The organism is Fibrella forsythiae (assembly GCF_017353175.1).
Classification (GTDB): Bacteria; Bacteroidota; Bacteroidia; order Cytophagales; family Spirosomataceae; genus Fibrella; species Fibrella forsythiae.
On record NZ_JAFMYW010000003.1, the window covers coordinates 336,805 to 358,334 of the forward strand.

Annotated in this window: 21 protein-coding genes; 10 read left to right on the forward strand and 11 right to left on the reverse strand. The window is 55.0% G+C overall.

Annotation, left to right across the window (positions count from 1 at the left end):
• Positions 1–331: 331 nt before the first annotated feature.
• Positions 332–1,828: an ATP-binding protein gene (locus tag J2I46_RS12835; RefSeq protein ID WP_207329430.1), complete on the forward strand. Its 1,497-nt coding sequence runs from the start codon at positions 332–334 to the stop codon at positions 1,826–1,828.
• A 51-nt stretch (positions 1,829–1,879) separates the two neighbouring features.
• Here the strand turns inward: J2I46_RS12835 and J2I46_RS12840 are convergent, their stop codons facing one another.
• The gene (locus J2I46_RS12840; protein ID WP_207329431.1) at positions 1,880–3,115 is read right to left on the reverse strand and encodes an NADH-quinone oxidoreductase subunit D; all 1,236 of its coding nucleotides are present in this window, start codon (positions 3,113–3,115) and stop codon (positions 1,880–1,882) included.
• A gap of 170 nt (positions 3,116–3,285) precedes the next feature.
• Here J2I46_RS12840 and J2I46_RS12845 point away from each other — a divergent pair, with 170 nt between their 5' ends.
• Positions 3,286–3,687 carry a GlcG/HbpS family heme-binding protein gene (locus tag J2I46_RS12845; RefSeq protein ID WP_207329432.1) on the forward strand — a complete coding sequence of 134 codons (402 nt, stop codon included), beginning with the start codon at positions 3,286–3,288 and terminating at the stop codon, positions 3,685–3,687.
• 140 nt (positions 3,688–3,827) lie between these two features.
• Here the strand turns inward: J2I46_RS12845 and J2I46_RS12850 are convergent, their stop codons facing one another.
• The 7 genes from J2I46_RS12850 to J2I46_RS12880 all read right to left on the reverse strand — a co-directional run bounded on the left by J2I46_RS12850 (position 3,828) and on the right by J2I46_RS12880 (position 10,440).
• Positions 3,828–4,862 carry a hypothetical protein gene (locus J2I46_RS12850; RefSeq protein ID WP_207329433.1) on the reverse strand — a complete coding sequence of 345 codons (1,035 nt, stop codon included), beginning with the start codon at positions 4,860–4,862 and terminating at the stop codon, positions 3,828–3,830.
• Positions 4,863–4,993: 131 nt separating this feature from the next.
• Entirely contained in the window at positions 4,994–6,667 is a 1,674-nt protein-coding gene (locus J2I46_RS12855; RefSeq protein ID WP_207329434.1) for an NAD(P)-binding protein, read from the reverse strand.
• 54 nt (positions 6,668–6,721) lie between these two features.
• Positions 6,722–8,290, reverse strand: coding sequence for a polyamine aminopropyltransferase (locus J2I46_RS12860; protein WP_207329435.1), 1,569 nt, complete (start codon positions 8,288–8,290; stop codon positions 6,722–6,724).
• The gene (locus tag J2I46_RS12865) at positions 8,283–8,498 is read right to left on the reverse strand and encodes a DUF350 domain-containing protein (RefSeq protein ID WP_207329436.1); all 216 of its coding nucleotides are present in this window, start codon (positions 8,496–8,498) and stop codon (positions 8,283–8,285) included. Before J2I46_RS12865 ends, J2I46_RS12860 begins: the two co-directional genes overlap by 8 nt.
• A gap of 12 nt (positions 8,499–8,510) precedes the next feature.
• Entirely contained in the window at positions 8,511–8,717 is a 207-nt protein-coding gene (locus tag J2I46_RS12870) for a hypothetical protein (RefSeq protein WP_207329437.1), read from the reverse strand.
• Positions 8,714–10,090, reverse strand: coding sequence for a DUF4178 domain-containing protein (locus tag J2I46_RS12875; protein ID WP_207329438.1), 1,377 nt, complete (start codon positions 10,088–10,090; stop codon positions 8,714–8,716). The genes J2I46_RS12870 and J2I46_RS12875 overlap by 4 nt, the downstream gene beginning before the upstream one ends.
• Complete coding sequence (locus J2I46_RS12880; RefSeq protein WP_207329439.1) at positions 10,087–10,440, reverse strand: S-adenosylmethionine decarboxylase family protein; 354 nt, start codon at positions 10,438–10,440, stop codon at positions 10,087–10,089. The genes J2I46_RS12875 and J2I46_RS12880 overlap by 4 nt, the downstream gene beginning before the upstream one ends.
• Before the next feature lie 113 nt (positions 10,441–10,553).
• Here J2I46_RS12880 and J2I46_RS12885 point away from each other — a divergent pair, with 113 nt between their 5' ends.
• The 6 genes from J2I46_RS12885 (at position 10,554) to J2I46_RS12910 (ending at position 16,147) form a co-directional block, all read left to right on the forward strand.
• A complete protein-coding gene (locus J2I46_RS12885) occupies positions 10,554–11,306 on the forward strand; it encodes a class I SAM-dependent methyltransferase (protein WP_207329440.1) in 753 nt (250 codons plus the stop codon).
• A gap of 148 nt (positions 11,307–11,454) precedes the next feature.
• Entirely contained in the window at positions 11,455–11,997 is a 543-nt protein-coding gene (locus J2I46_RS12890; RefSeq protein ID WP_207329441.1) for an RNA polymerase sigma factor, read from the forward strand.
• The gene (locus tag J2I46_RS12895; protein WP_207329442.1) at positions 11,994–12,647 is read left to right on the forward strand and encodes a hypothetical protein; all 654 of its coding nucleotides are present in this window, start codon (positions 11,994–11,996) and stop codon (positions 12,645–12,647) included. Before J2I46_RS12890 ends, J2I46_RS12895 begins: the two co-directional genes overlap by 4 nt.
• Positions 12,644–13,546, forward strand: a complete 903-nt coding sequence (locus tag J2I46_RS12900; protein WP_207329443.1) for a DUF4097 family beta strand repeat-containing protein — start codon at positions 12,644–12,646, stop codon at positions 13,544–13,546. Before J2I46_RS12895 ends, J2I46_RS12900 begins: the two co-directional genes overlap by 4 nt.
• Before the next feature lie 11 nt (positions 13,547–13,557).
• Positions 13,558–14,883, forward strand: a complete 1,326-nt coding sequence (locus tag J2I46_RS12905; protein WP_207329444.1) for a hypothetical protein — start codon at positions 13,558–13,560, stop codon at positions 14,881–14,883.
• Positions 14,884–14,980: 97 nt separating this feature from the next.
• On the forward strand, positions 14,981–16,147 hold the full coding sequence (locus J2I46_RS12910) for a porin family protein (RefSeq protein ID WP_207329445.1): 1,167 nt from the start codon (positions 14,981–14,983) through the stop codon (positions 16,145–16,147).
• Between the two features lie 87 nt (positions 16,148–16,234).
• On the opposite strand, the gene J2I46_RS12915 is transcribed toward J2I46_RS12910, so the two are convergent.
• Positions 16,235–17,899, reverse strand: coding sequence for an amino acid permease (locus J2I46_RS12915; RefSeq protein WP_207329446.1), 1,665 nt, complete (start codon positions 17,897–17,899; stop codon positions 16,235–16,237).
• A gap of 163 nt (positions 17,900–18,062) precedes the next feature.
• On the opposite strand from J2I46_RS12915, the gene gldA reads away from it, so the two are divergent.
• Positions 18,063–18,977: a gliding motility-associated ABC transporter ATP-binding subunit GldA gene (gldA, locus tag J2I46_RS12920; RefSeq protein ID WP_207329447.1), complete on the forward strand. Its 915-nt coding sequence runs from the start codon at positions 18,063–18,065 to the stop codon at positions 18,975–18,977.
• A gap of 107 nt (positions 18,978–19,084) precedes the next feature.
• On the opposite strand, the gene J2I46_RS12925 is transcribed toward gldA, so the two are convergent.
• Positions 19,085–19,960, reverse strand: coding sequence for an aldose 1-epimerase family protein (locus tag J2I46_RS12925; protein ID WP_207329448.1), 876 nt, complete (start codon positions 19,958–19,960; stop codon positions 19,085–19,087).
• 207 nt (positions 19,961–20,167) lie between these two features.
• Here J2I46_RS12925 and J2I46_RS12930 point away from each other — a divergent pair, with 207 nt between their 5' ends.
• A complete protein-coding gene (locus J2I46_RS12930) occupies positions 20,168–20,389 on the forward strand; it encodes a DUF2795 domain-containing protein (RefSeq protein WP_015329640.1) in 222 nt (73 codons plus the stop codon).
• 319 nt (positions 20,390–20,708) lie between these two features.
• Here J2I46_RS12930 and J2I46_RS12935 read toward each other — a convergent pair whose 3' ends face one another.
• On the reverse strand, positions 20,709–21,461 hold the full coding sequence (locus tag J2I46_RS12935) for a rhomboid family intramembrane serine protease (protein WP_207329449.1): 753 nt from the start codon (positions 21,459–21,461) through the stop codon (positions 20,709–20,711).
• Positions 21,462–21,530: the final 69 nt, after the last annotated feature.

Genomic DNA, 21,530 nt, shown 5'->3' on the forward strand with positions numbered 1-21,530 from the left:
ATGGATTTGTAGCCTCTTATTTTATTCACTCACACGAAGACGTACATCATAATCCGGGAGCCGGATAAAGACAGCTAATTTACGGGTAATCTGGCTGTTTTGAGGAATGATATCGTGCTTTGTTAACGTCAATTCCCGGCAGATCAATCCACGACAGGCGGGTAAACAAACGTACCCGTATGGCTTATTGTGCAGGTAGTCTGTAGCCTTACCATGAAATCAGGGCAAGTGATGGCGAAGGCAGATTGGTGAGCCCTGTTAGCGAGCTTTTGGGCTGGCTCAGCGCCCAATTGGCTAAATAGCTGGTAAGATTACGTATATTGGCCTGTCAATGAAGCTGTTGCCCATGTTCACCCGCTCCCTCACGTATCGATACTTATTGGCTCTATCACTTGTCGCTGGCCTTGCAATTTGGGGGCAGGTACTGGTGCAACGGCAACTCAACGAGCAGGAGAACGATTCGTGGCTCATAAACTACGCTGGTCGGCAGCGTTTTCAGAGTCAGGCAATTGTGAAAGATGTACTGCTGCTCACAACGGCCTCATCAGTGGTCGATACCAAACAGGTTGTCGCCGAATTAACGCAGTTACTGGCCACTTGGGAGCGATACCACCTTGAACTTCGCACGGGTAAACTGACGGATCTGAACGCGCAACACGTTAATAGCGACACCATTCGGAACATGTTCGGAGCGATCCAGCCGCACTTCGAAGCCATTCGGCTGAAAACCCGTTATCTGCTTGATCGGCCGAAGCTGACCCCCGGTGACAAAAACCAGGCTATTGAGGCTATCCTGGCCCATGAGCGGCCGTTTCTGACCCAGATGGATCAGATCGTGCGTCAATATCAACATGAGGCCCAACAAAAAATCGAGACGTTGCAGGGTATCGAATGGGTCCTGATGAGTGTCACGCTGCTGGTGCTGCTGCTCGAAGCCCTGCTGATCTTCAACCCGGTAGTACAGACGCTTCGTGCCACGTTTACACAACTGACTACGGCCCGCCAGCAGGCAGAGGCGGCTAACGAGGCCCTGATTGCCTCGAATACAAGCCTTCAGCAAACCCAGCAGCAATTGCTTCGTGAGTCGGGGCTGCGTCATCAGCAACAATTGAGCGAGCAACGGATTCGGATGGCCTCGCTGGTTCAGGGACAGGAAGATGAACGCCGCCGCCTGTCACGCGATCTGCACGATGGGATTGGACAGATGCTGACGGGGCTTAAACTATTGGCCGAAAACCTGCGATCTGCTCACCTGCTTCCGGATAATGAGCAACGTACCTACGCCAGCCTGAAAGGCCTGGTTGTAAAGATTATTCAGGAAACACGCCATATATCAAATAATCTGATGCCCCCCGTGCTGAGCGATTTTGGCCTTGAACCAGCGTTGCGTTACGTGGCTGAACAGGCAGTGAATCAATCGGGAATGACGATCAGGGTGCTGGCGCAGGGGGCCGACACCCGCCTGGAACAGAGCCTGGAGATTGGCCTGTATCGAATTGCGCAGGAAGCCCTAACCAACGCCATCAGGCATGCCAATGCTACCGACATTGATATTGAACTGCGTATCCGCGAAAACCGGCTACTACTCGCCATCAGTGATAATGGCCGTGGGGTAGGAACCGCTCAGGGAGACGATGTGGTGAACGGCCAGGGGCTACACAACATGCGCCAGCGCGCCCGCCTGATGGACGGCGTATTCCGACTCATCTCGCAGCCCAATCAGGGCACGCGAATTGTCGTAACGATTCCGCTGGATACAGAAGTGGCCGATCCGTTATCGCTTGCCAGCCAGAAAGACACTGAAGCCATCCAGAATCTGAAACCCTGAATGCTGCTGGCTGAAAGGCAGTAACAAAAGGGGTAATACGCCGCCCTATCGTTACCGGTCAACTTCGCCCATGACCAGATCCAGGGAGCCAATGACAGCCACCAGATCAGCCAGCATACCACCCCGGCTGATCTCGGCAATAACCGATAGGTTGTGGAAGGAACACGCCCGGCAGTGCGACCGCACCGGAATGTCAGACCGGCCATCGGTACGGAAAAAGAACCCAAGTTCGCCCTTGGCGCTTTCGCCCCGGAAATAATAATCACCGGCCTTAGGCCGAATTTTCTTGGGCACCATCGCCTGCGGATTGTAGTCAGGCGTACGTTTATAATCGGACGTTAGCCGGTCGAGGCATTGTTCGATGATGCGTACCGACTCCCAGCACTCCCGAACGCGTACGTAGTTCCGGTCCCAGCAATCGCCAACCGCGCCCGCCTGCCCGGTACCGATGGGAATATCGAAATCCAGTTCGGGGTAAACCGAATAGGCATCAACCCGGCGCAGGTCGTAGCGCAGGCCGGAGCCACGTAATACGGGGCCGGTGCATCCATAATCGATGGCAACGGCCAGAGGCAACACACCCACGTTGCCCGTTCGTTTCCGGAAAATCTCATTGTCGATCAGGACTTCCTGCAATTCAACCAGCTTGGGTTTCAGGTACGTGACAAATTCGCGGCAGCGTTCCTCGAAGCCAACGGGCAGGTCGTAGAAGAGACCGCCAATCCAGATGTAGTTGTAGAGCATCCGCGCGCCAGATACCCATTCCAGCATCCGTTGAATGTGTTCGCGGTCGCGCATGAGCCAGAGGAAGGGCGTAAACGCACCAATATCAAGGCCATATGTACCTATAGCCACAAAGTGCGAGGCAATCCGGTTCAGTTCGGCCACCAGCACGCGGATGTATTCGGTCCGTTTCGGAATATCGTTCTCAATACCCAGCATCCGCTCAACGGCCATGGCCCAGATGTGCTCGCCGTTCATAGCGGCCAGATAATCGAGCCGATCAACGAACGGAATGCCCTGATTGAACGGTACATGCTGGGTGTGGGCTTCAAAGCAGCGATGCAGGTAGCCGAGGTGCGGCACCACATCCTGCACGATTTCGCCACTGGTAACAATCTCAAGCCGCAATACACCGTGGGTACTGGGGTGCTGTGGACCCATGTTCAGAATCATCTCGCCCTCACCGAGCTGCTCCGGATCATACACGTTCGGCTCCGATGCTCGGAAGTGCCCAGGGCTGTATTCGTACTGGAGGCGGGATTCGAGCGGTTGTTCTGTGATCATGGTGTGTAAAAGGAATATAGAAAACCTTTTCTCCTGCCAAAGTAACAGCCATCTGGCGGGAATATGTTCGTGAGGCCGCCAGGAAATGGAAACAGGTCATTGCCTCAGTAATCGATAACAAAGCCGTTGCAGACTAGCTTCTATACGTTCAACTCAATACGTAACGTATCATGGGAATCACCTTAGCACAAGCTGAACAGGCTATAGCCGCCGCAAAAGCCAAATCGACCGAATTGGGTCTGAAAATGAACATTGCCGTTGTTGATGCCGGAGCCAACCTGGTTGCCTTTGCCCGGCAGGACGGAGCCTGGTTGGGGTCGGTCGATATTTCGATCAAAAAAGCAAAAACGGCGCGTTTCTTCGATATGAACACGGGTGACCTGGGGCAGGCCTCACAACCGGGCGGTTCGCTTTACAACATCGAACACTCAAACGGGGGATTGATAACCTTTCCCGGTGGTATTCCCCTCAAGGATGCGAACGGCGAAGTAATTGGCGGCATTGGCGTCTCGGGCAGTACCGTTGAGAATGACCATACCGTGGCGCAGGCTGGGGCATCGGGGATTAACTAGGTACTTAAATTGCTTTTGTCGTGCTGTCTTGCCCCGCGCCCTTCCATGCCGGTTAGGGTGATAACTTACATCTGAATGTTCATGTCGCCCCTGAACGAAGTGGAAGGGCCGGGCAATGGCAACCCGGCAGCACACAACTACTAACCCGGTAACGTACCTGTGTCGCCTCGCCGCCAGATGAAGCCATCGAGCACGTAGTGCGTTAGCTGAGGTAGGGCCAGAAGCGGCACAATCAGCACCAGCCAACCGGAATTGGTCAGCGAGGGTAGGTACTGGAACGGGCCGAATACGCTGGCATGATCGCGCCAGACGAGACCGTCCCAGAGGCCTTCTTCCAGGTAAGCCAGCAGTGCCAGCAAGCCAATAAACAGGCATACTCCCCAGATCTTTGTTTGAAGTTGTATCGGCATGGTGCGACGGTTGCTTACCCAGATCAGGGCCATGTAGGGGATGCCGTGGGCCACTACGTTGAGCAGCGTAAACGTCAGATCGCCGTTGAACCAGACAATACCCACGTACCACGACAGCGCCGTGCCAAGTACCAGTGCCTGCTTGGGTACGTTCCCCGTTTTATGACGAACGAATTGCCCCACTTCCTGTCCAACGTATGCGAGCAGCAGACCAGCATAGGCGATACCCAGCGCCAGCTTGATCGTTTCGGCTATACCTACCGGAAGGGTGGGTTGCCAGAAATCACCGTCGACAAACCAGTTGAAATTGCGGTTGGGCGACAGATGCCACCAGAGAATAGGGTAGAGCGTGGCGGCGTAAATGGTCAGCGTGTCGAGGCGGGTAGTCTGCGTATGTCGATTATACAGCTTCAGAAACCCGTATTGCTGCCTGATGAAATGAAACACGGCCACGTAGGCCAGCCCCCGCCAGAACCACTCAGCGCCAAGGCTGTATAGCAACGTACCCAGCGCATAGCAGAGTACGGGCACCAGCAGAAACGTCACCCGCTGCCGCCGAAAACGCGCCGAGTCGGCGTAGGTGCGGAATAGCGTACTATACACGTGCGCCACGTCGATGAGCAACACCAGCCCGACCCAGGCAGCTACAGGCATGTCATTGGTCTGGCCATACTGCTCGGGCAATAACGCCACCACGCCCAGCGCCACAAACGGTGGAGCCAGTATAAACGCACTGTCGTAAGCCGGTGATTTGATCCAGGACATGGGTGGTGAGTTGTGTAGGCTTGGGGCTGAAAAATTTTTGACTATTAAAAAGATGAATGATCGTTTTTTATCATCCCGACCGGTCCGCCGGTGCGGTCAGGAGGACAAAAAAATGTTCAACGGACAGGGAATCAAGTAGCAATACCTCCCCCTGTCAGCATCGCGTTCACGGCGCGGATGCCCTGCGAAAATGCTTCTTCAAAAATAGAGATACCGCTCAGATCGCTGTGCGCGAAATAGACACGGGCCTGAACTGGCTGCCGGGCTTTCTGGCGTGCTTCGCCCCATATGAAGCCGGGTGTTGGCGAAATCATGCCATGTCCCCATACCCACACGTCGGCCTGCTGAATATGCGCCGACAAGCCAGGATGGGCCGTTTCCAGCTCCGTCATGGTCTGGTGCAGCCATTCTTCGCGGGTAGTATGATACGCCCGCCGACGAACCTCTGCCGGGTCGTTACCAGTCAGGGGACGATATATGGTAAGTACCCGCTGCGGGCTGTCGGTCAGGTGCTGATGATTGGCCGACACGTACCCAACCGATTCGGTGCCGTAGAGCACATTATCCCAGCACAAGGTTTTCCCGGCGGTTTGGGGTAGCGCATTCACGGTCAGGTTGACCACCACCCAGGGCGCGTAGTGAAAGCCAGTTGCCGTTCGGGTTGGGTCAGCGGTAGTCAGGAGCCGGTTGGCTACGAATTGCGGAACAGCCAGTAACACCTTTCTGGCGCGAATCACGGTTTGTTTCCCCGTAGGGACGTTATTGACCGACACTCGAACAGCCGACGGGTCAGCCAGGTCGATGGCGTATGCGATGGTTTGCGAGCGGATTGGTGAATCGGCCTGCTGACGTAACTGATTCATCAGAAATCCGTTGCCTTCGGGCCAGGTCAAAACGGCCGACGTGAGCGTTGCTCCGTTGGCATCGACGCCAACACCTTTGCGCGAGGCGAAGTAATGCAGCCCTGCCCAGGCCGACGTTTGGTTTGGTGTGGTGCCGTAGTCGTCTTTGCAACTGTAGGCCACATACCAGCGCAGGTACGTTGAGGTGAACCCCTGCTGATCGAGCCACTCCGTCATCGTGATGGTGTCCAGTAGTCGATACGCCGGGTCGGTCGAGGAACGGTCGAGGGGAATGGCGAAGGCGTCGCGGCCGTCGGCTCCTTTAGCTTTCTTTAGGGTTTCGATGAGGGCTAGAAAGCGCGTAATCTGCTGGTGGTCAGCGTCGGGGATTCCTTCGTTCGGAATCAGCCCGTCCTGCCACCGACCGTCGAGAAACAACCGTTCTTCGGGGTCGTGGCACAGGTGATAGTCGTTGTAAATGGGCGTTCCGTTGGCCGTACAACCAGTAATCGTTCCGGTTTCTCGCAAAAAATCAATCAGTTCAGCATGTCGAGCATCAGGTACGGGCAGGTAATGTGCCCCCCATGGAAAAGCCGAAACATCGTTTTTCCCACTGCCGGAATTGCCGCCGGGTTGCGTTTCCAGCTCCAGCATCAACGTGTTCCGAACACCTTTCTGCCAGAGCCACCGCCGCGCCGATAGGCCCGAAATGCCCCCGCCAACGATCACAACATCGTAAATGTCCGGTTCAACGGCGGTTGCCGGTGCCAGCGTTTGCCGGAGCCAGTGACCCGCCTTTGCGTTGGGTCCAAGTAAGTTTCCCGGTACGTTACTCCAGTTCTGGCCGGTCGACAACGTACCTGAATCGCTGCCGCCTGCCGTTGTGCAGCCCGGTACCAAAGGCGGCACCGTGAAAGCCGTAAGCCCCAGCGCAGTGGTCTGTATAAATCGGCGACGGTTCATCAGTTGTTGTTAATTTTCCCCAGCCTCTCCCCTTAAACAAGGGGCGGCGTTGGTTCACTGTCCGGCGTCGGCCCAGTCTTCTTCGAAATACTGCACCAGTGCCTGGTTATTGAGTTTGTTGAGTTCGGTGGGTATGTCGGCCATGTCGGGTGGGAAATCGCGGAGGCGGCGGAGGCTGTTGGCGTCGATGAACCGCAAACCGGCAGGTACGTTCCGGGTACGTGGCCGGGGCGTATCGGTCAGCGAAGCCAGCACAAAGCCCCACTCGCCGAACGACGGCACGTAGGCATGGTACGGCAGTGTCTGGAAACCCTCGGCCTGCATCGTATGCACCACGCACCAGAACGACCGGCGCGCCAGAAACGGCGACGTCGACTGCACCACAACTACCCCACCCGGGGCCAGCCGCCGGGCCAGTTCGCGGTAGAACGCCGTGCTGTACAGCTTCCCGATCGAGTAGTTCGACGGGTCGGGGAAGTCAACGATCACTACATCGTAATGGGCCGTATCGGAACGTACCCAGCCGTAGGCATCGTCATTGATGACCTGCACTTTCGGCGATAGCAGCGACCGTTTGTTGAGGCTGGTCAGCAGCGTGTTTTCCTGGAAAAGACGCGTCATGCCTGGGTCCAGATCAACCAGTTGTATGCTGTCGATCTGCGGATAACGCAGCAATTCGCGAACGGCCAGCCCATCGCCGCCACCCAGCACCAGCACACGCCTGGCCGTTGGGTTTGCCTGCATGGCCGGATGCACCAGCGCCTCGTGGTAGCGGTATTCGTCGGCCGAACTGAACTGAAGATTACCATTCAGGAATAGCCGGAGGTCGCGGGCATTACGCGTGAGCACGATGCGCTGGTAGGGGGTGCTTTTGCTGTAGATCACGGAGCTTTGGTAAGTGGCGGCTTCGGCAAATGACATAATACGTTCTGCCCCGACAAAACCTGCCAGCAAAAGCATCGCTGCCATACCCGCCGCCGTCAGTAATCCCGTTCGGAACGGGCGGGTTTCTGGAAAACGAAGCAATAACCAGACAGCTACGCCCACATTGAGCAGTCCGAAGAGGAGGGAGGTGCGCACCAGCCCCAGCATTGGCACCAGCACAAGCGGGAAGATTAGCGAAGCCAGCAGCGCACCGATGTAGTCGAACGTGAACACGCGCGACACCAGATCGCGGAAGGCGACGCGGTGTTCAAGAATGCGCATCAGCAGCGGGATTTCGAGGCCAACCAGCACGCCGGTCATGCTCACGAGCGTATAAAGCACCAGCCGGAATGATACCACATATTCAAACAAGACGAACAGCAGCGGCGCACTGAACCCGCCGACAAGACCTACCAGGATTTCGATGCGTACGAACCAGCGCAGCAGGTTGCCATCAAGTTTGTTCGACAGCCACGAGCCAACGCCCATCGCAAACAGGTACGTGCCGATGATGGTGGAAAACTGCGTGACAGAATCGCCCAGGAGATAGCTGGCCAGCGTACCGGCAATGAGTTCGTAGATGAGCCCGCAGGTGGCAATAACAAATACAGACAGCAGCAACAACCACTGCCGGGCCGCTTCGTTACCCGCTACCGCCCTGCCGCGCTCGCTTTCCGACCGGAGGGGCTGGTCAACCATGCGATGCCATACCGACAATGAAGGCCACGGCGAGCATGAAACCGGCCGCCATAATGGCCAGAGCCATATTTTGCTCGTCGACGATCTTTTTCCAGAGGTTTTCCGGAGCCAGTTTTTCGATCGCCACAAACGAGATCACTAAGATCACGATGCCGATCAGCGAGTACACAATGGAGGCGATGATGGCCTTCTGGTTGAGGTATTCCATGCGAAAAGGGGGTTATTTATGGTAAAAGCCACTACGGCCACGGTAGCCACGACCGCCGGAACCGGAGCCGTACCCGTGTTTTTCCGTTTCATACTTGTCGTCGCCAACGATCCGGTTGCCCGTGAATTCAGCCCAGGCAAAGAAGCCCAGCAGCACAAGCACAAACCCGAAATAGACTGGTGATTTGGAAATAGCGGTGATGATCTTCTGTAGCATCATTCCTCTTCAGTTTTTGGTCCAAAATCGCTCTGTGACCAACGTAAGTTTTCGAATCCGCTCCGGCGAAAAAGCAGGTATATGGGGTAAAGTGCCAGCAAGCCCAATATCAGTAATACATTGCTAATCAGCGATGTATTCTGACCTACGTTAACCGCAAAAGACAACTGTTGTCCATACTGCGTGTAAGGCGTTATTTCCAGATGGTATTGCCCCGACGGGATTTTCGATAGTGTAGCCGAGCTTTCGGTACCGCCTTCAGTCCAGTTTTCACCATCCGAATAGCCGTGATAGTACTCGACTGCCTCGGTAAAAATGTACCGCTGGTTTGTCTGTTCATCCACCAGCTCGGTGGCAAACTCGACCCACGTATTGTCGACGTTCGATTGAAACTCGATGTCAACGGCGGTTGGGCCTTTGATGGCAAACGACCGGGTACGCAGCATTTTCGGCGTTGGCTGCGACTGGGCGATACTGGCCGAATCGATGGCCCGTTGCGCGGCATCGACTGTGTTTGTCTGCGGCACCAGCGCTACGGTAGTCAGGGTCTCTCTGAATATGGTTCCCGACGGGCGAAACACAATATTCACGAGGTGAATAACGATAGCCGTCACTGCTGCCAGCAGGGTTAACAAAACTACATGCGTCCACGTTGCGGCATACTTGTTTGGCTGAATGGAGCCAACCCCGTACGTATCGGGCAAACTGTTGGTGCCCAGGCCGAACGCCTGGGCAATGTCTTCTCTTGATACATACGTCGCCTCGTACCAGTCGTTCTGGGAGTTACCTTTCTCATTGACCAGCATTCGCGGAGGAGCGATATACTCTTCGGTTGTCAGCCGTTCATCGTCCAGGATATTCCAGTCGAACTCGCCAACGACGTTCAGTAGTTCGGCCTGGTAACGGGCATAAATCAGGTAGTCGTCGCCCGCATTATTGATCACGTACGATTTGCTTGTTGGCCCGGAAATGATGTATTTCTGGCTGGCTGGTTCGATCCACATCCAGTGGCCATTATACTCGGCAAGCTGACGCGTAGTGCCGTTCTTTAGTAACAGCATGTACTCACGCCATCGGTACGACGTTCCTTTTTCCTGCTTCAGCATATAGCCCGTTACACGTACCCACTCGCCCAGTAGGTACCCTTCTGACCCAATCGCCAGCGTTGGCAGGCCACCGCCGGGGTTAGGGTTGCTGGCTTTCTGAATAATCCGTGGCTTTTGCTCATACGCTGCCTCGAAGAACGCATGGCAACTCTCGCACGCATAGAACGAGCTGTTCGGGTCGTAATACGTCAGGTCGGTTTGGCAGTTAGGACAGGTAACCGTGTCGGGCGCGGGCCAGGGAGTTGCGTCGGTAGGTAACGATTCAGTCATCGGCTAACGGTATCGAGGGTGAGTTCCGTGCCCGCAAAGGCCAGTAGGGTTTCGGCATAAAACGTACGCACTTTTTCGGAGTTGTCGCGTAGGTAATTCGACAGGAACACGTCGAATGTAGCTCGGCCAAATTCGGGCCAGGTATGAATCGACACGTGCGACTCAGTCAGGCAGACGACCGCCGTAAAGCCACCATTCCCGAACGAATGGTATACTTCACCCACCTTCGAGAGACCCAATTCATCAATTAACCGGTCGAATACTGCACGGCAAGCCGCAACGTCGGTCAGCCGGGTGACGGGTGCCTCGAACGTAGCCAGTATATGTAGGCCGGGTTGGTACGTGTTCATGTCACAAGTATAGTCGTTTAGCGAACGCGCAAGTAATCGGTTTAGGAAGAATGGATTGTACGGCTGAACAAGCCCGGCTACAGCAAGTTTACTGGAAGATAACCCCTTACCCCATGAGAACGAACTTTCTTTGTGCTCTGCTGATTAGTCTTGCTGCCTGCAATCGGCCCCAATCAGCCAATCAGACAACGGCTAAGGTCGACAGCACACCACTGCAAACGCAGCAAACGAGCGTCTATACGACTAAAACGCCCGCCTACGATGGTATCGGGCAGGTTTATTTGGGTCGCGAAATTTCGCAGGTAATGGGCCACCTTGGTGCCGAATGGCTCGAACGCCCCGAGCGCCAGCAGGAAGAACGCACCGATTTATTGCTGGCTGCCCTCGACTTAAAACCCACAGACGTTGTGGCCGATATTGGTGCCGGCACCGGCTATTTTAGTTTCCGGCTGGCGCGGGCCGTGCCGCAGGGTAAAGTGCTGGCGGTGGATATTCAGCCCGAAATGATCGAGTACCTTAACAATGGCAGGAAAAAAGAGAACGTACCTAACGTTGAGCCTATCCTCGGCACCATCACCGATCCTAAACTCCCCGCCAACAGCGTCGATCTGGCCCTGATGGTTGATGCGTACCATGAATTCTCGAATCCCCGTGAAATGGGTATTGCGCTGGTTCGCTCGCTGAAACCGGGCGGCCGCATTGTGCTGGTTGAATACCGCGCCGAAGACCCGAACGTACCCATCAAGGAGCACCACAAAATGAGCGAGGCGCAGGCTACCCGCGAAATGAATGCCCTCGGCCTGAAACTTATCAAAAACGACAGCCGCCTCCCTCAACAACACGTGCTGATATTCGGGAAGAAGTAAAAAAAGTTTACCGTTGCGCTGCTGATTAACGACAAGTTTGATCAGCAGCGCAACGGTAAACAGCAGACTGTAAACGGTAAACTTTTTTTCTCCCCCCTTCCAACCAATCGATGGTCAGGTTGCACTTTGTCGTGTAGCTACTAAAACGATGTTTTGCCTGGCCACTTTACCTGACATATCTGAACGCGAGTTGGTCGACCAATGCCTTGGTGATCTGACGGTTGAGCGGCGGTCGGCGCAGCGGACGCTGTACGAGCGGTATAAGCGGGCGATGTATTCAACCGCCTACCGGATCACCAACGACCCCGATCATGCGCACGATGTCTTGCAGGATGCCTTCGTTGAAGTCTTCAAAAGCCTTCGTCAGTTCAGCTTCCGGTCAACGTTGGGTGCCTGGATCAAGACGATTGTGGTGCGGCAGGCCATTCGGAAACAGCAACTCGAAGGGCGCTTCGAAACGATTGACGAAACCCGTCATGACCAGCCAGCAGCCTTGCCCGACACCATGACGGGCGCGGAACTGGACGCAGCCATCCGGTCGCTGCCCGATGGCGCACGGACGATCTTTCTGCTGGTGGAAGTAGAAGGCTATATGCACCACGAAGTCGCCACGATGCTGGGAATTGCCGAAGGGACGTCGAAATCGCAGGTTAGTTACGCGAAGAAATTACTCAGACAGCGGCTATCATGAACGATCTCTTATCCCACCTCCCCGAATTCGAGCCCCGGCCCGACCTCTGGAACCGGATCGAAGCTGATCTGGAATCGGATGAGCGGCTTGCGCAGGTAATCCATGCGTTGCCCGCTTTTGAACCAGAAATGGATCTCTGGGCGCGCATCGACGATGCACTAGAACAAACTCTGGATGAAACCCCGGTCGTTGCTCACCCAGCCAACGACTCAGTGCCAACCCGCCGACTCGGTCAGTGGCTTGGTCAGGTACGTTGGCAAGTTGGCGTTGCAGCAGCCTGTCTTGCTTTGCTGGGTACGTGGTGGCTGGTCAGGTACGTACCCAGCCAGCCAGCGGAGCGAATCGAATATGCGGTAGAGCAGCAAACGGAATGGGCACCCGCCGAGCCGGGGCCAGTAACCGATAGCCCTGCCGACCAGCGCGCCGAAGAATTTATCAACCGGCAGTGCGAAGAAGAAGCCCTGGCCTGCCAACGGCCGGAAGTGCGCGAACTACGAGCGCAACTGGGCGAGCTTTCCATGGAACAGAAACGCCTGGCCGACGAACGCCAACGCTTCGGCGACGATCCGGCGCTGGTGCGGGCGCAGGTAAAGATTGACAACCAACGGGCCGACGTAACCAAAGAACTCATAACGCTCCTGCGATCATGAACCGACTCCTTCTCTTTTTCTTGCTGTGGCTACCGCTGTTGAGCCGGGCACAAACGCCGGTGCAGGTGGTGACGAAGGTGGTTGAAAAAGACTTGCCCTATACGCCAGGACAATCCATCCGAATCAACGCCCAGAAAGCCGACGTTACTGTCCGGGGCTGGAACCGCCCGACCGTTTCGGTCCGGCTTCGGCTGGTGGCTAAACACCCCGACAAGGCCGTAGCCGAGCGCGAAGTAGCGTATCATCAGTACACGCTTCAGGCCAATAGCAACGCACTCGACCTGTCGAACCGATTTGCCATGCCATCGGGGAGCGGCAAAGCACAAAGTCAGTTGAAAGTGATCTACGAGGTGAACGTACCTGAGAAAGCGTTGCTGGCTGTCGGGAATTCCTTTGGTGATGTTGGCCTGCACGGATTGTCGGGCGATGTGACGCTGAAGTTTGAGTTCGGAAAACTGACACTCGATGATATGGCGGGTAAACTCACCATCACTTCCAGCTACGGCGATATCGAAGGGCGCGGCATCGACGCGGCGTTGACGCTCAAATCCGAGAAAGCTGATATTGCGCTGCGTGACCTTGGCGGAACGTGCCGCCTCACGAGTCACTATGGCAAACTACTGATTCAGCCCAATCCGCAAACGATGAAGGCTTTCTCGCTGGAAGTTGCCCGGGCCGAAACGACTATTCAGACCCGAAGCATCACCGACTTTCGCTACGACGTGATTGCCACCTACGCCGACATCCGTGTGCCCGATGGCGTAACGGATGACTTGGGCAAGTTTGGCAGCAAGCAGACATTTACCTACGAACCTCCGGGCCGAAAAGTGGAGCTGGTACTACGGTCCAGCTATGCCAACGTGCTCATTCAGAGCGATAAATCGCTTGTTAACCGTTAATCATCACAACCATGTACTCACGTTTAAACTGCCTCTTCAGTGGATTGCTGTGTCTGCTGCTGGTTACCCCGTCAGTGGCTCAGGAATGGTCGTTCGGCCCCAAAGCCTACCTTGGTCTGAGTCGTGTATTAACTGTTGGCGATGAAGCTGTGCTGCCCATTGGCTCTATCAGCACCGTAGCGGATGGCGACGCCACGGTCAGCGGGTTGGGGGTTTTCGCCCGCTACGATCGCCCGCGCTGGTATGCCGAACTGGATGCCATTCAGGGGAAAAGCTATGCCGCCAACATCGACGTTCAGTCCCGGTCAGGTTCTGCACCACTATATCCGAGCGCTCGCCGGTATGACGCCCGGCTGATCGTGGGCTACAAACCGCTGCCCTGGCTTCGGCTTAGCGCCGGTATGGTCGGCGTGGCCAACAACTGGAAACAGCGCGACTACACCGCCGACATTATCCGGTTGGAAGCGTTGGCACAAGCTGAGCAAAATCCGTTATCGCGTGAGCGGTTACAATACGAAGCTGACTACTACCGCCTGAATGACATTGCTGGTAAAGCATTGAAAAAGAATCTGCTCGAGGCCCAAGTGGGTATTGGTGCTGACATCGGTGGCCTAACGCTAGACCTGACCTACAACCCCGGCCTGTCGCCGGTAGTCGACGGGGCAACGTACCTGGGACGTACCTACGCCCTTCAGCAACGGTACGCGTTCTGGTCGCTGGGGGTGGGCTACAAACTGTTTCCCCTGAAAAGCCATTTGCTGGCTCCGCGTAAGAACAAAGCCTACGCCCGTATCCAGCGCGATATTCCGTTTATCCGTAATGAATTTCATGTTGGCGTAGGGATCCTGCTCGAAGACCTGAATAGTGCATTTATCTACGAAAACCGCTACTCGCATTACATCGCTCCCCGCTTCGGTTTCACGGCCGGTCTGGCTTTTCAGCGCGGCCTGTCGGGCTACAAAGTCTATGACCCAACCATTTATACGTACCGTAATGGCGGATTTTCGGCGACCAACAAGGTTTCGCTCTTACTGGGAGCCCGTGTGTTGTTGCTCTACAGCCGCCATCACCGGATTGGGTTTGGCCTCGGCGCGCAACTAAGTTATACAGACGCTATTGCTGCCGGCAGCGGCTACCGAACGGCAACCGTGAATGGCCAGTCGGTACAGATTCCAACCACGAACCTGACCGCGACCTCGCGCCAAAGTCGCTTTCAGGTTACCCAACTACTCAATCTTGATTACCAGTTCTTACTAACCGATCGTCTGGCTGTTGGCCCCTGGCTTCGCGCTACTGACTCAGGCTCATTCGGCATCCAGGCAGGATACCGGTTTTAGGGATTGTACCGGCATAGAGACGCAACACGTTACCGATCTGCCGGAGCGGCCGACATATACGTGAGCAATAGGCTAATAGTCAATACACAAGCGATTTATGAAAACTCTCTTTTCCCTCCTTATCTGTCTGGTAACGTACCCGGCGTTTGCCCAGTCTCCGTTCCGGTTCGAGGCTGAAACGGGCGTGTCGAGTCTCCGCTTACCAGCCCCGTATCGGGCTGGCTGGCAGGTACGTCAGCAATTAACGGCCTACGTTCGCCCCCGGCTGGGCATTGCGCTGGGTATGGGTTGGGGCGGCTCGGCCAATAACGACCCGTTGAACGCAGTACAAAACAAATATGGCCAGCCAGACCCCAACGCCCTGCTCGATTACTACAATCGGCAGGAAAGCATGACCGATCTATCAGCCGTTTGGTTGCCTCTGCTGACGCGCCGCCACCAACTAAAAGTGCAGGTCGGCCTATCGCTACAACGGCGGCGGGAAGTGAACATCGACAGCATTTTCCGGGAACAGCAAAACGACCCGTACTACGATGCGTTTCCGACCTATACTGATCAAAGCCGGGTAATGCCGATGGTCGCGTTGGGGTACGATTATCGGCTCTCGCCGCGCTGGTCGGTGGGTGTCAATGCCGTGGCTTATTTGCCTGCCAGTGAAAAAGCCATCACAACGTTTGGGTTGCGCACCTCGTACCGGTTCAACATCTCCCGCGATTCGTTGGGAACAAGCGCCGGGTTTATCGAGCCGCTGACCTGGGGCGTACGGGTTGCGGCCAGTCGGGTAGGAGACAACGGCAGTTCAAGTGCGGCATCGCGCAACGTGACCAAATTCGTAGCCGGCCTATGGGCTGAGTACCCGTTATCGCTGACCTGGGCCATGCGCGGCGAATTCAATTACGCTCAGCGCGGCTACCGGTTCGACGGGTACAAAACAAGTAGCGGTAGTGCAAGTGCCTTGACCGTCGAGGCGACGTACCTGGAAGTGCCGCTCCTGTTTCGTCACGAAGCCGCTGATCGCCTGCACCTGTACGCTGGGCCTTATCTGGCTTTCCTGCTCGATGGCACCTCGCAACAGGAAGGGAAGCCAGCCGTATCTACAGGCGCACACACAAACACCGGCCTCATGTTTGGCGCTGACTTTAAATTCAGTAAAAGTCTGTCGCTCGATCTCCGTTACCAGCGCGACCTGATCCAGCTTTCTACATCGCCCTACAGTAACACGTTTCACAGCTACCAGCTAGGCGTGAATTGGGCGGTGCGCTAATGGGTGTAGTGGTATCGCGTGTTGTTGTCGCAGGCGTAGGGGCGGGGCTTGCCTCCACCCTACGACAACAACACGCATCACCCCTCCCTACGCCAGTTTGCTTTTTCTGAAGCCGTAGGTGAAGTAAATGGCCAGGCCGATGACGAGCCAGATACCGAAGATTTGCCAGTTGCTGGCGCCTAGTTCAGTCATCAGGTAAAGATTGGTCAAGACGCCGATGACGGGCAACAGCGAGAAGTTGTACCGGAAGCCCTGAACGGCCAGAACTGCCCAAACACCCCAGAAAACAATCAACAGCGGTTTGCTTTCCAGCGTCTGAATCAGATCGCCGGTTGTGAGTGCATACCCCATTACCAGTAGCAGCACCGCGCCGATGATGAACTTACCGTTGACATACGGCACCTTGAACTTCGACTGTGCCGTGAGGCCTTTGGCATCCAGGAACAGAATGCCGCCGCAAACCATGATAAAGGCGAAGAACGTACCTACGCTGGTCAGGTCGACGAAAAATTTAAGGTCCATGAACAGCGATGGAATAGCGACCAGGAAGCCCGTGACGATGGTGGCAAACGACGGCGTTTTATATTTGGGATGAATTGCCGAAAAGCGTTTCCAGAGCAGTCCGTCGCGGCTCATCGTCATCCAGATGCGCGGCTGTCCCAACTGATACACGAGCAGCGCACTGGTGATGGCCACTACGGCGCTGACCGAAATAACGCCTGCCACAAAGTCCAGATTTACTTTCTGGAACACATACGCCAGCGGATCACTTACGCCCAGTTCTTTGTAGTTTACCATACCCGTCAGCACCAGCGTGATCAGCACATACAGCACCGTGCAAATGGCCAGGCAGTAGAGCATGGCGCGGGGCAAATCACGTTGCGGGTTTTTGCATTCCTCGGCGGTAGTCGAGATTGAGTCGAAGCCGATAAACGCGAAGAAGACCGAGGCCACGCCACTCAGCACACCCGCCACGCCATTCGGGGCAAACGGCGACCAGTTTGCTGGTTTTACATAGAACGCCCCAACGCCAATGACCAGCGCAATTACGGCCAGTTTCAGAACAACCAGGATGTTACTGGCCACCCGCGATTCTTTGATGCCGATGTAGACCAGCGCTGTAATCAGCACCGTAATGGTACCGGCGGGCAGGTTGGCAATCAGGTGAAAATCACCCAGCATTGGCGCATCAGACCAGGCCTGGGCCAGTATACGCGTGTTTTCGGGAAGTGTATCCAGCGACGTACCGGCGAGTTTTGTTTGTTCAACCAGTTCGAAAGCGCGGTGGGCGGTGCCGTAATCGGTGGCGAAATATTTAGGGAACGTGATGCCAAATCCGCTGAGCATCGACGTGAAGTATTCAGACCACGAAATGGCCACGACCATGTTGCTGACGGCATATTCCAGGATGAGCGCCCACCCAATGACCCAGGCAAAGATTTCGCCGAAGGCTACATACGCATACGTGTAGGCGCTGCCGCTGACGGGCACCGTACTGGCAAACTGCGCGTAGCTGAGTGCGGTAAATACGCAGGCAATGGCCGTGAACACAAACAGCAGCGACACGGCTGGCCCGCCATTATAACTGGCCAGACCGATGGTGCTGAAAATACCAGCGCCAATAATAGCCGCAATGCCAAACGAGGTCAGATCGCGAACCCCCAGCGTTTTCACCATCTTGCTGGAATCGCCCTCAGTGGCATCACGTAGAATCTGCGTTACGGTCTTTTTGCGGAAAATAGAATCGCTCATGAAAAATAGTCGATAGTCAGGAGTCAATAGTCGATAGTCAGCTGGCGCAAGCGTACTCGGGTGTCAGCCGGCGATCGACTATTGACTCCGACTATCGACTTAATTTGACAACTTTGCCTTGATGATTCGTTAAAAATAGGCAGAGTTTACCCTTTTTTGCCACATGTCTATCCAGATCACCAATCTTTCTAAGCAATATGGCCAGCAGCGGGCCGTAGATTCCATCAGTTTGCAGGTTTCGCCTGGCGAAATAGTCGGTTTTCTGGGGCCAAACGGTGCCGGGAAATCGACAACTATGAAAATAGCCACGGGCTACCTCTCGCCGGGTGAGGGAACGGTGATCGTCAACGGACACGACGTGCAGACCGACTCGATGGCCGTGCGCCGCAGCGTCGGCTACCTGCCCGAACACAACCCGCTCTATCTGGATCTGTACGTGAAGGAATACCTCCGTTTTGCCGGTGAGCTACACGGTATGAGCGGTTCTTCCCTAACATCTCGAATTGCCGACGTGATTGAGCAGGTCGGCCTGACGAGCGAGCAGAAAAAACGCATTGGCCAGCTCTCGAAAGGCTACCGGCAGCGCGTGGGGCTTGCGCAGGCATTCCTCCATAACCCGCCCGTACTGATTCTAGACGAGCCAACTACCGGCCTCGACCCCAATCAACTTGCCGATATTCGGCAGGTGATCAAAACCGTTGGACGCGATAAAACGGTGCTCTTTTCGACCCATATCATGCAGGAGGTAGAAGCCCTTTGCGATCGGGTCATCATTATCAATAAAGGCAAAATCGTGGCCGACAGCCCCCTGGCCCTGTTGCGCGGCCAGACGGCGCAACAGGCTACGTACCTGGCCGAGTTTGAAAGTGCCCTGTCTGATCCGGCAGTGCTGGGTACGTTGCCTGGCGTACTATCCGTTGAACAGGTCGGAGCCGGTCAATATCGCCTCACCGCCACGCCGGATACAGATCTTCGTGCCGCCATCTTCCGCCTTGCCGCCGACCGGGGTCTGACGCTCGTCGGCCTCCGCCAGCAGGAAGCCTCGCTGGAAGGAGTGTTCAAGGAGCTGACGAAGTGAGTTAAGAGTTAAGCGTGTAGAATTAAGAGTTGCGTTGCTGTTATAGCGAACAGGGCTTTAGCAACGCAACTCTTAACTCTACACGCTTAACTCTTAACTCTACACGCTTAACTCTTAACTGTTATCGAATAGTGGGCCACGAAGCTGTTGCCGGGGCGGATGCGGTGAATGCCTTGCTTACCCTCGATGGGCCGGGGCTTCGATGAGGTATCGGCAACGCCCAGCCAGGGTTCGATGCAGACAAACGGAGCGCCTGGCTTCGCCCAAATACCCAGGTAGGGGAAAACCGCGAAATCGAGCCGGATTGAGTGGTTGTTCTTGCGGCTCTTCAAGGTTACCTGCCGTGACTTTAAGGTCAGTAGCACCAGTGCATCGTTATCGAACAGAGTGGGTGTCAGGTTGAGTTGGCGGTTGTCGAGGCTGATTCGGGCCTTTTCGCCGCTCAACAGCCCATCGGCGCCAAGCAAGCTCGTCTCCAGCGATCCGTCGCGCTCGAACTCGATGTAATAATCCGTATAGTCTTCGCCTGGCTGAAAAGGTACATTGAAAGCCGGATGTGCCCCCACCGACATAAACATGTTATCGGTACCTTTATTTTTCACCCGGTAGGTGACCGTCAGTTCCGACCCGTCGAGCTCGTAGGTGATCTCGAACACGAAATCGTAGGGATAAACGGCTTTGGTGGCTTCTGACGAGTGCAGTTCAAACGAAGCGAATTCCGTACTCGATTCCGTGCAGATGAACTCCGAGGTGCGGGCAAAGCCGTGACGTTTCAGGGGGTACGTTCGCCCATCCACCACAATCTGATCGTTAGTTTGCCCGCCCACTACCGGAAACAAATTAGGTGCGTGCCAGGGCCATACGTTCGGGTCGGCCTGCCACAGATGTTCGATGCCCGTTTGCCGATTAAAAATCGAAGTGAGTTCGGCACCCTGATCGCGAATGCCGACCCGGAGATATTGATTTTGAAGCGTATGCGTCATAGGTGAATAAAAGAGAGTTAGCGCGATTGGTAATTTAACTGTACAAAAATTGATTGGTTTTTATAACATTGCCACCGCGAACCCGTTTAAGGCATAACCCGCTGAAAGCAGTTTTTGAAAAAAAGCATGGCGACCGTGTTGCATTAGTGATTTTTTTTACTTTTGCACCCTCAAAAATATTGACATCAAATCAGCTAGATTTCTACTATGTACTGGACTCTCGAATTAGCATCCTACCTTGAAGATGCCCCATGGCCTGCCACCAAAGATGAACTGATTGACTTCTCGATCCGGTCGGGTGCCCCACTGGAAGTGGTCGAAAACCTTCAGGAACTGGAAGACGACGGTCAGCCTTACGAAAGCATCGAGGAGATCTGGCCCGATTATCCCACTAAGGATGATTTCTTCTTCAACGAAGATGAATACTGACAAGTAACGGTAGTACACCGTACTACCAACAAAAAACGGGTAAGATCGCTACTGATGATCTTACCCGTTTTTTGTTGGTAGTATATCTGAAATAATAGAAAGAGTAACATTTGTTAATATGTTGGAAAATAATCAACCTATTTTTCAAGTTGTACACTAAACGGTACTGCAGGGCGTTTACCCTATAACATTGCAGAAAAGCCCCGACACTGATAAACAGGTCGGGGCTTTTTCGTTAGTGAGTATCACCCTGAGCTGATTCGAAAGTGATGCCGCATCGGGGTATGTAGGGCACCAGCGGCCATACAGGGCTATCGTCTTAAAAGATCAGTAGCGCCGTTATAAGTACCATGATTATTGGCAGGCCGACAGCAAACCATTTCGCCGTCATCCATTGAGGTACCGGCCAGCCTAGTTCTGCGCGAATGCCGGGATAAAAAACCATACCGCAGCCAATACCGCCCAGCAGCCCGCCAATATGCGCGGCGTTGTCGGCCCCGATGCTGATGCCAATCAGTAAGTTGATCCCAACAACCGACAGAGTGCTCTTGAGCAATTCCTTACGGGCTTCATCATTGAATAGATTCGTCATGACCAACGCCAGCAACACACCCTCGATACCGAAAATAGCGCCCGATGCTCCTGCGCTAACGGCGACGTTGTGCCACCAGAGGCTGCCCAGGCTGCCAGTCAGCCCCGTAGCGAGGTAGGCAACCAGGAAACGCCAACTGCCCAGCAGCGGCTCAATCTGCATGCCCAGATACCGCAGCGACATCATGTTCACGGCCAGGTGAATAACGCCAATGTGCAAAAAGCAGGCTGTCAGCAGCCGCCAGGGTTCACCAGCACGAGTGAGCGTGGTGAAATTGGCTCCCCATCGAACCAGGTCCTGCCCCGAAGGACTCATGATGTTGACGCCCGAGAAGACCATTACCGCAAAAACAGCCATGTTGATCATCATCAGAATGGGTGTGATCCGGTAGCCATCACGGGGCGTAAATACATCGCGCAGACTACCCGGATGGTACCCCGGTTTCTCTTGTTGCGGGTGATTCGGTTCGGTGGGAGTCATATGGGGAAAGAGAGTACGTTCCAGGTGCTTCGCTGAGTAGTCTTCAAGAGCACTAGCGGAGCACCTGGA

Excerpts from the sequence above, each read along its gene's own strand:
- J2I46_RS12840 (WP_207329431.1), bottom strand. The coding sequence starts at position 3,115 with ATGATCACAGAACAACCGCTCGAATCCCGCCTCCAGTACGAATACAGC.
- J2I46_RS12875 (WP_207329438.1), bottom strand. The coding sequence starts at position 10,090 with ATGACTGAATCGTTACCTACCGACGCAACTCCCTGGCCCGCGCCCGAC.
- J2I46_RS12880 (WP_207329439.1), bottom strand. The coding sequence starts at position 10,440 with ATGAACACGTACCAACCCGGCCTACATATACTGGCTACGTTCGAGGCA.
- J2I46_RS12855 (WP_207329434.1), bottom strand. The coding sequence starts at position 6,667 with ATGAACCGTCGCCGATTTATACAGACCACTGCGCTGGGGCTTACGGCT.
- gldA (WP_207329447.1), top strand. The coding sequence starts at position 18,063 with ATGTCTATCCAGATCACCAATCTTTCTAAGCAATATGGCCAGCAGCGG.
- J2I46_RS12905 (WP_207329444.1), top strand. The coding sequence starts at position 13,558 with ATGTACTCACGTTTAAACTGCCTCTTCAGTGGATTGCTGTGTCTGCTG.
- J2I46_RS12860 (WP_207329435.1), bottom strand. The coding sequence starts at position 8,290 with ATGGTTGACCAGCCCCTCCGGTCGGAAAGCGAGCGCGGCAGGGCGGTA.
- J2I46_RS12895 (WP_207329442.1), top strand. The coding sequence starts at position 11,994 with ATGAACGATCTCTTATCCCACCTCCCCGAATTCGAGCCCCGGCCCGAC.
- J2I46_RS12870 (WP_207329437.1), bottom strand. The coding sequence starts at position 8,717 with ATGATGCTACAGAAGATCATCACCGCTATTTCCAAATCACCAGTCTAT.
- J2I46_RS12915 (WP_207329446.1), bottom strand. The coding sequence starts at position 17,899 with ATGAGCGATTCTATTTTCCGCAAAAAGACCGTAACGCAGATTCTACGT.
- J2I46_RS12835 (WP_207329430.1), top strand. The coding sequence starts at position 332 with ATGAAGCTGTTGCCCATGTTCACCCGCTCCCTCACGTATCGATACTTA.
- J2I46_RS12925 (WP_207329448.1), bottom strand. The coding sequence starts at position 19,960 with ATGACGCATACGCTTCAAAATCAATATCTCCGGGTCGGCATTCGCGAT.
- J2I46_RS12865 (WP_207329436.1), bottom strand. The coding sequence starts at position 8,498 with ATGGAATACCTCAACCAGAAGGCCATCATCGCCTCCATTGTGTACTCG.
- J2I46_RS12935 (WP_207329449.1), bottom strand. The coding sequence starts at position 21,461 with ATGACTCCCACCGAACCGAATCACCCGCAACAAGAGAAACCGGGGTAC.
- J2I46_RS12890 (WP_207329441.1), top strand. The coding sequence starts at position 11,455 with ATGTTTTGCCTGGCCACTTTACCTGACATATCTGAACGCGAGTTGGTC.
- J2I46_RS12930 (WP_015329640.1), top strand. The coding sequence starts at position 20,168 with ATGTACTGGACTCTCGAATTAGCATCCTACCTTGAAGATGCCCCATGG.
- J2I46_RS12850 (WP_207329433.1), bottom strand. The coding sequence starts at position 4,862 with ATGTCCTGGATCAAATCACCGGCTTACGACAGTGCGTTTATACTGGCT.
- J2I46_RS12845 (WP_207329432.1), top strand. The coding sequence starts at position 3,286 with ATGGGAATCACCTTAGCACAAGCTGAACAGGCTATAGCCGCCGCAAAA.
- J2I46_RS12885 (WP_207329440.1), top strand. The coding sequence starts at position 10,554 with ATGAGAACGAACTTTCTTTGTGCTCTGCTGATTAGTCTTGCTGCCTGC.
- J2I46_RS12910 (WP_207329445.1), top strand. The coding sequence starts at position 14,981 with ATGAAAACTCTCTTTTCCCTCCTTATCTGTCTGGTAACGTACCCGGCG.
- J2I46_RS12900 (WP_207329443.1), top strand. The coding sequence starts at position 12,644 with ATGAACCGACTCCTTCTCTTTTTCTTGCTGTGGCTACCGCTGTTGAGC.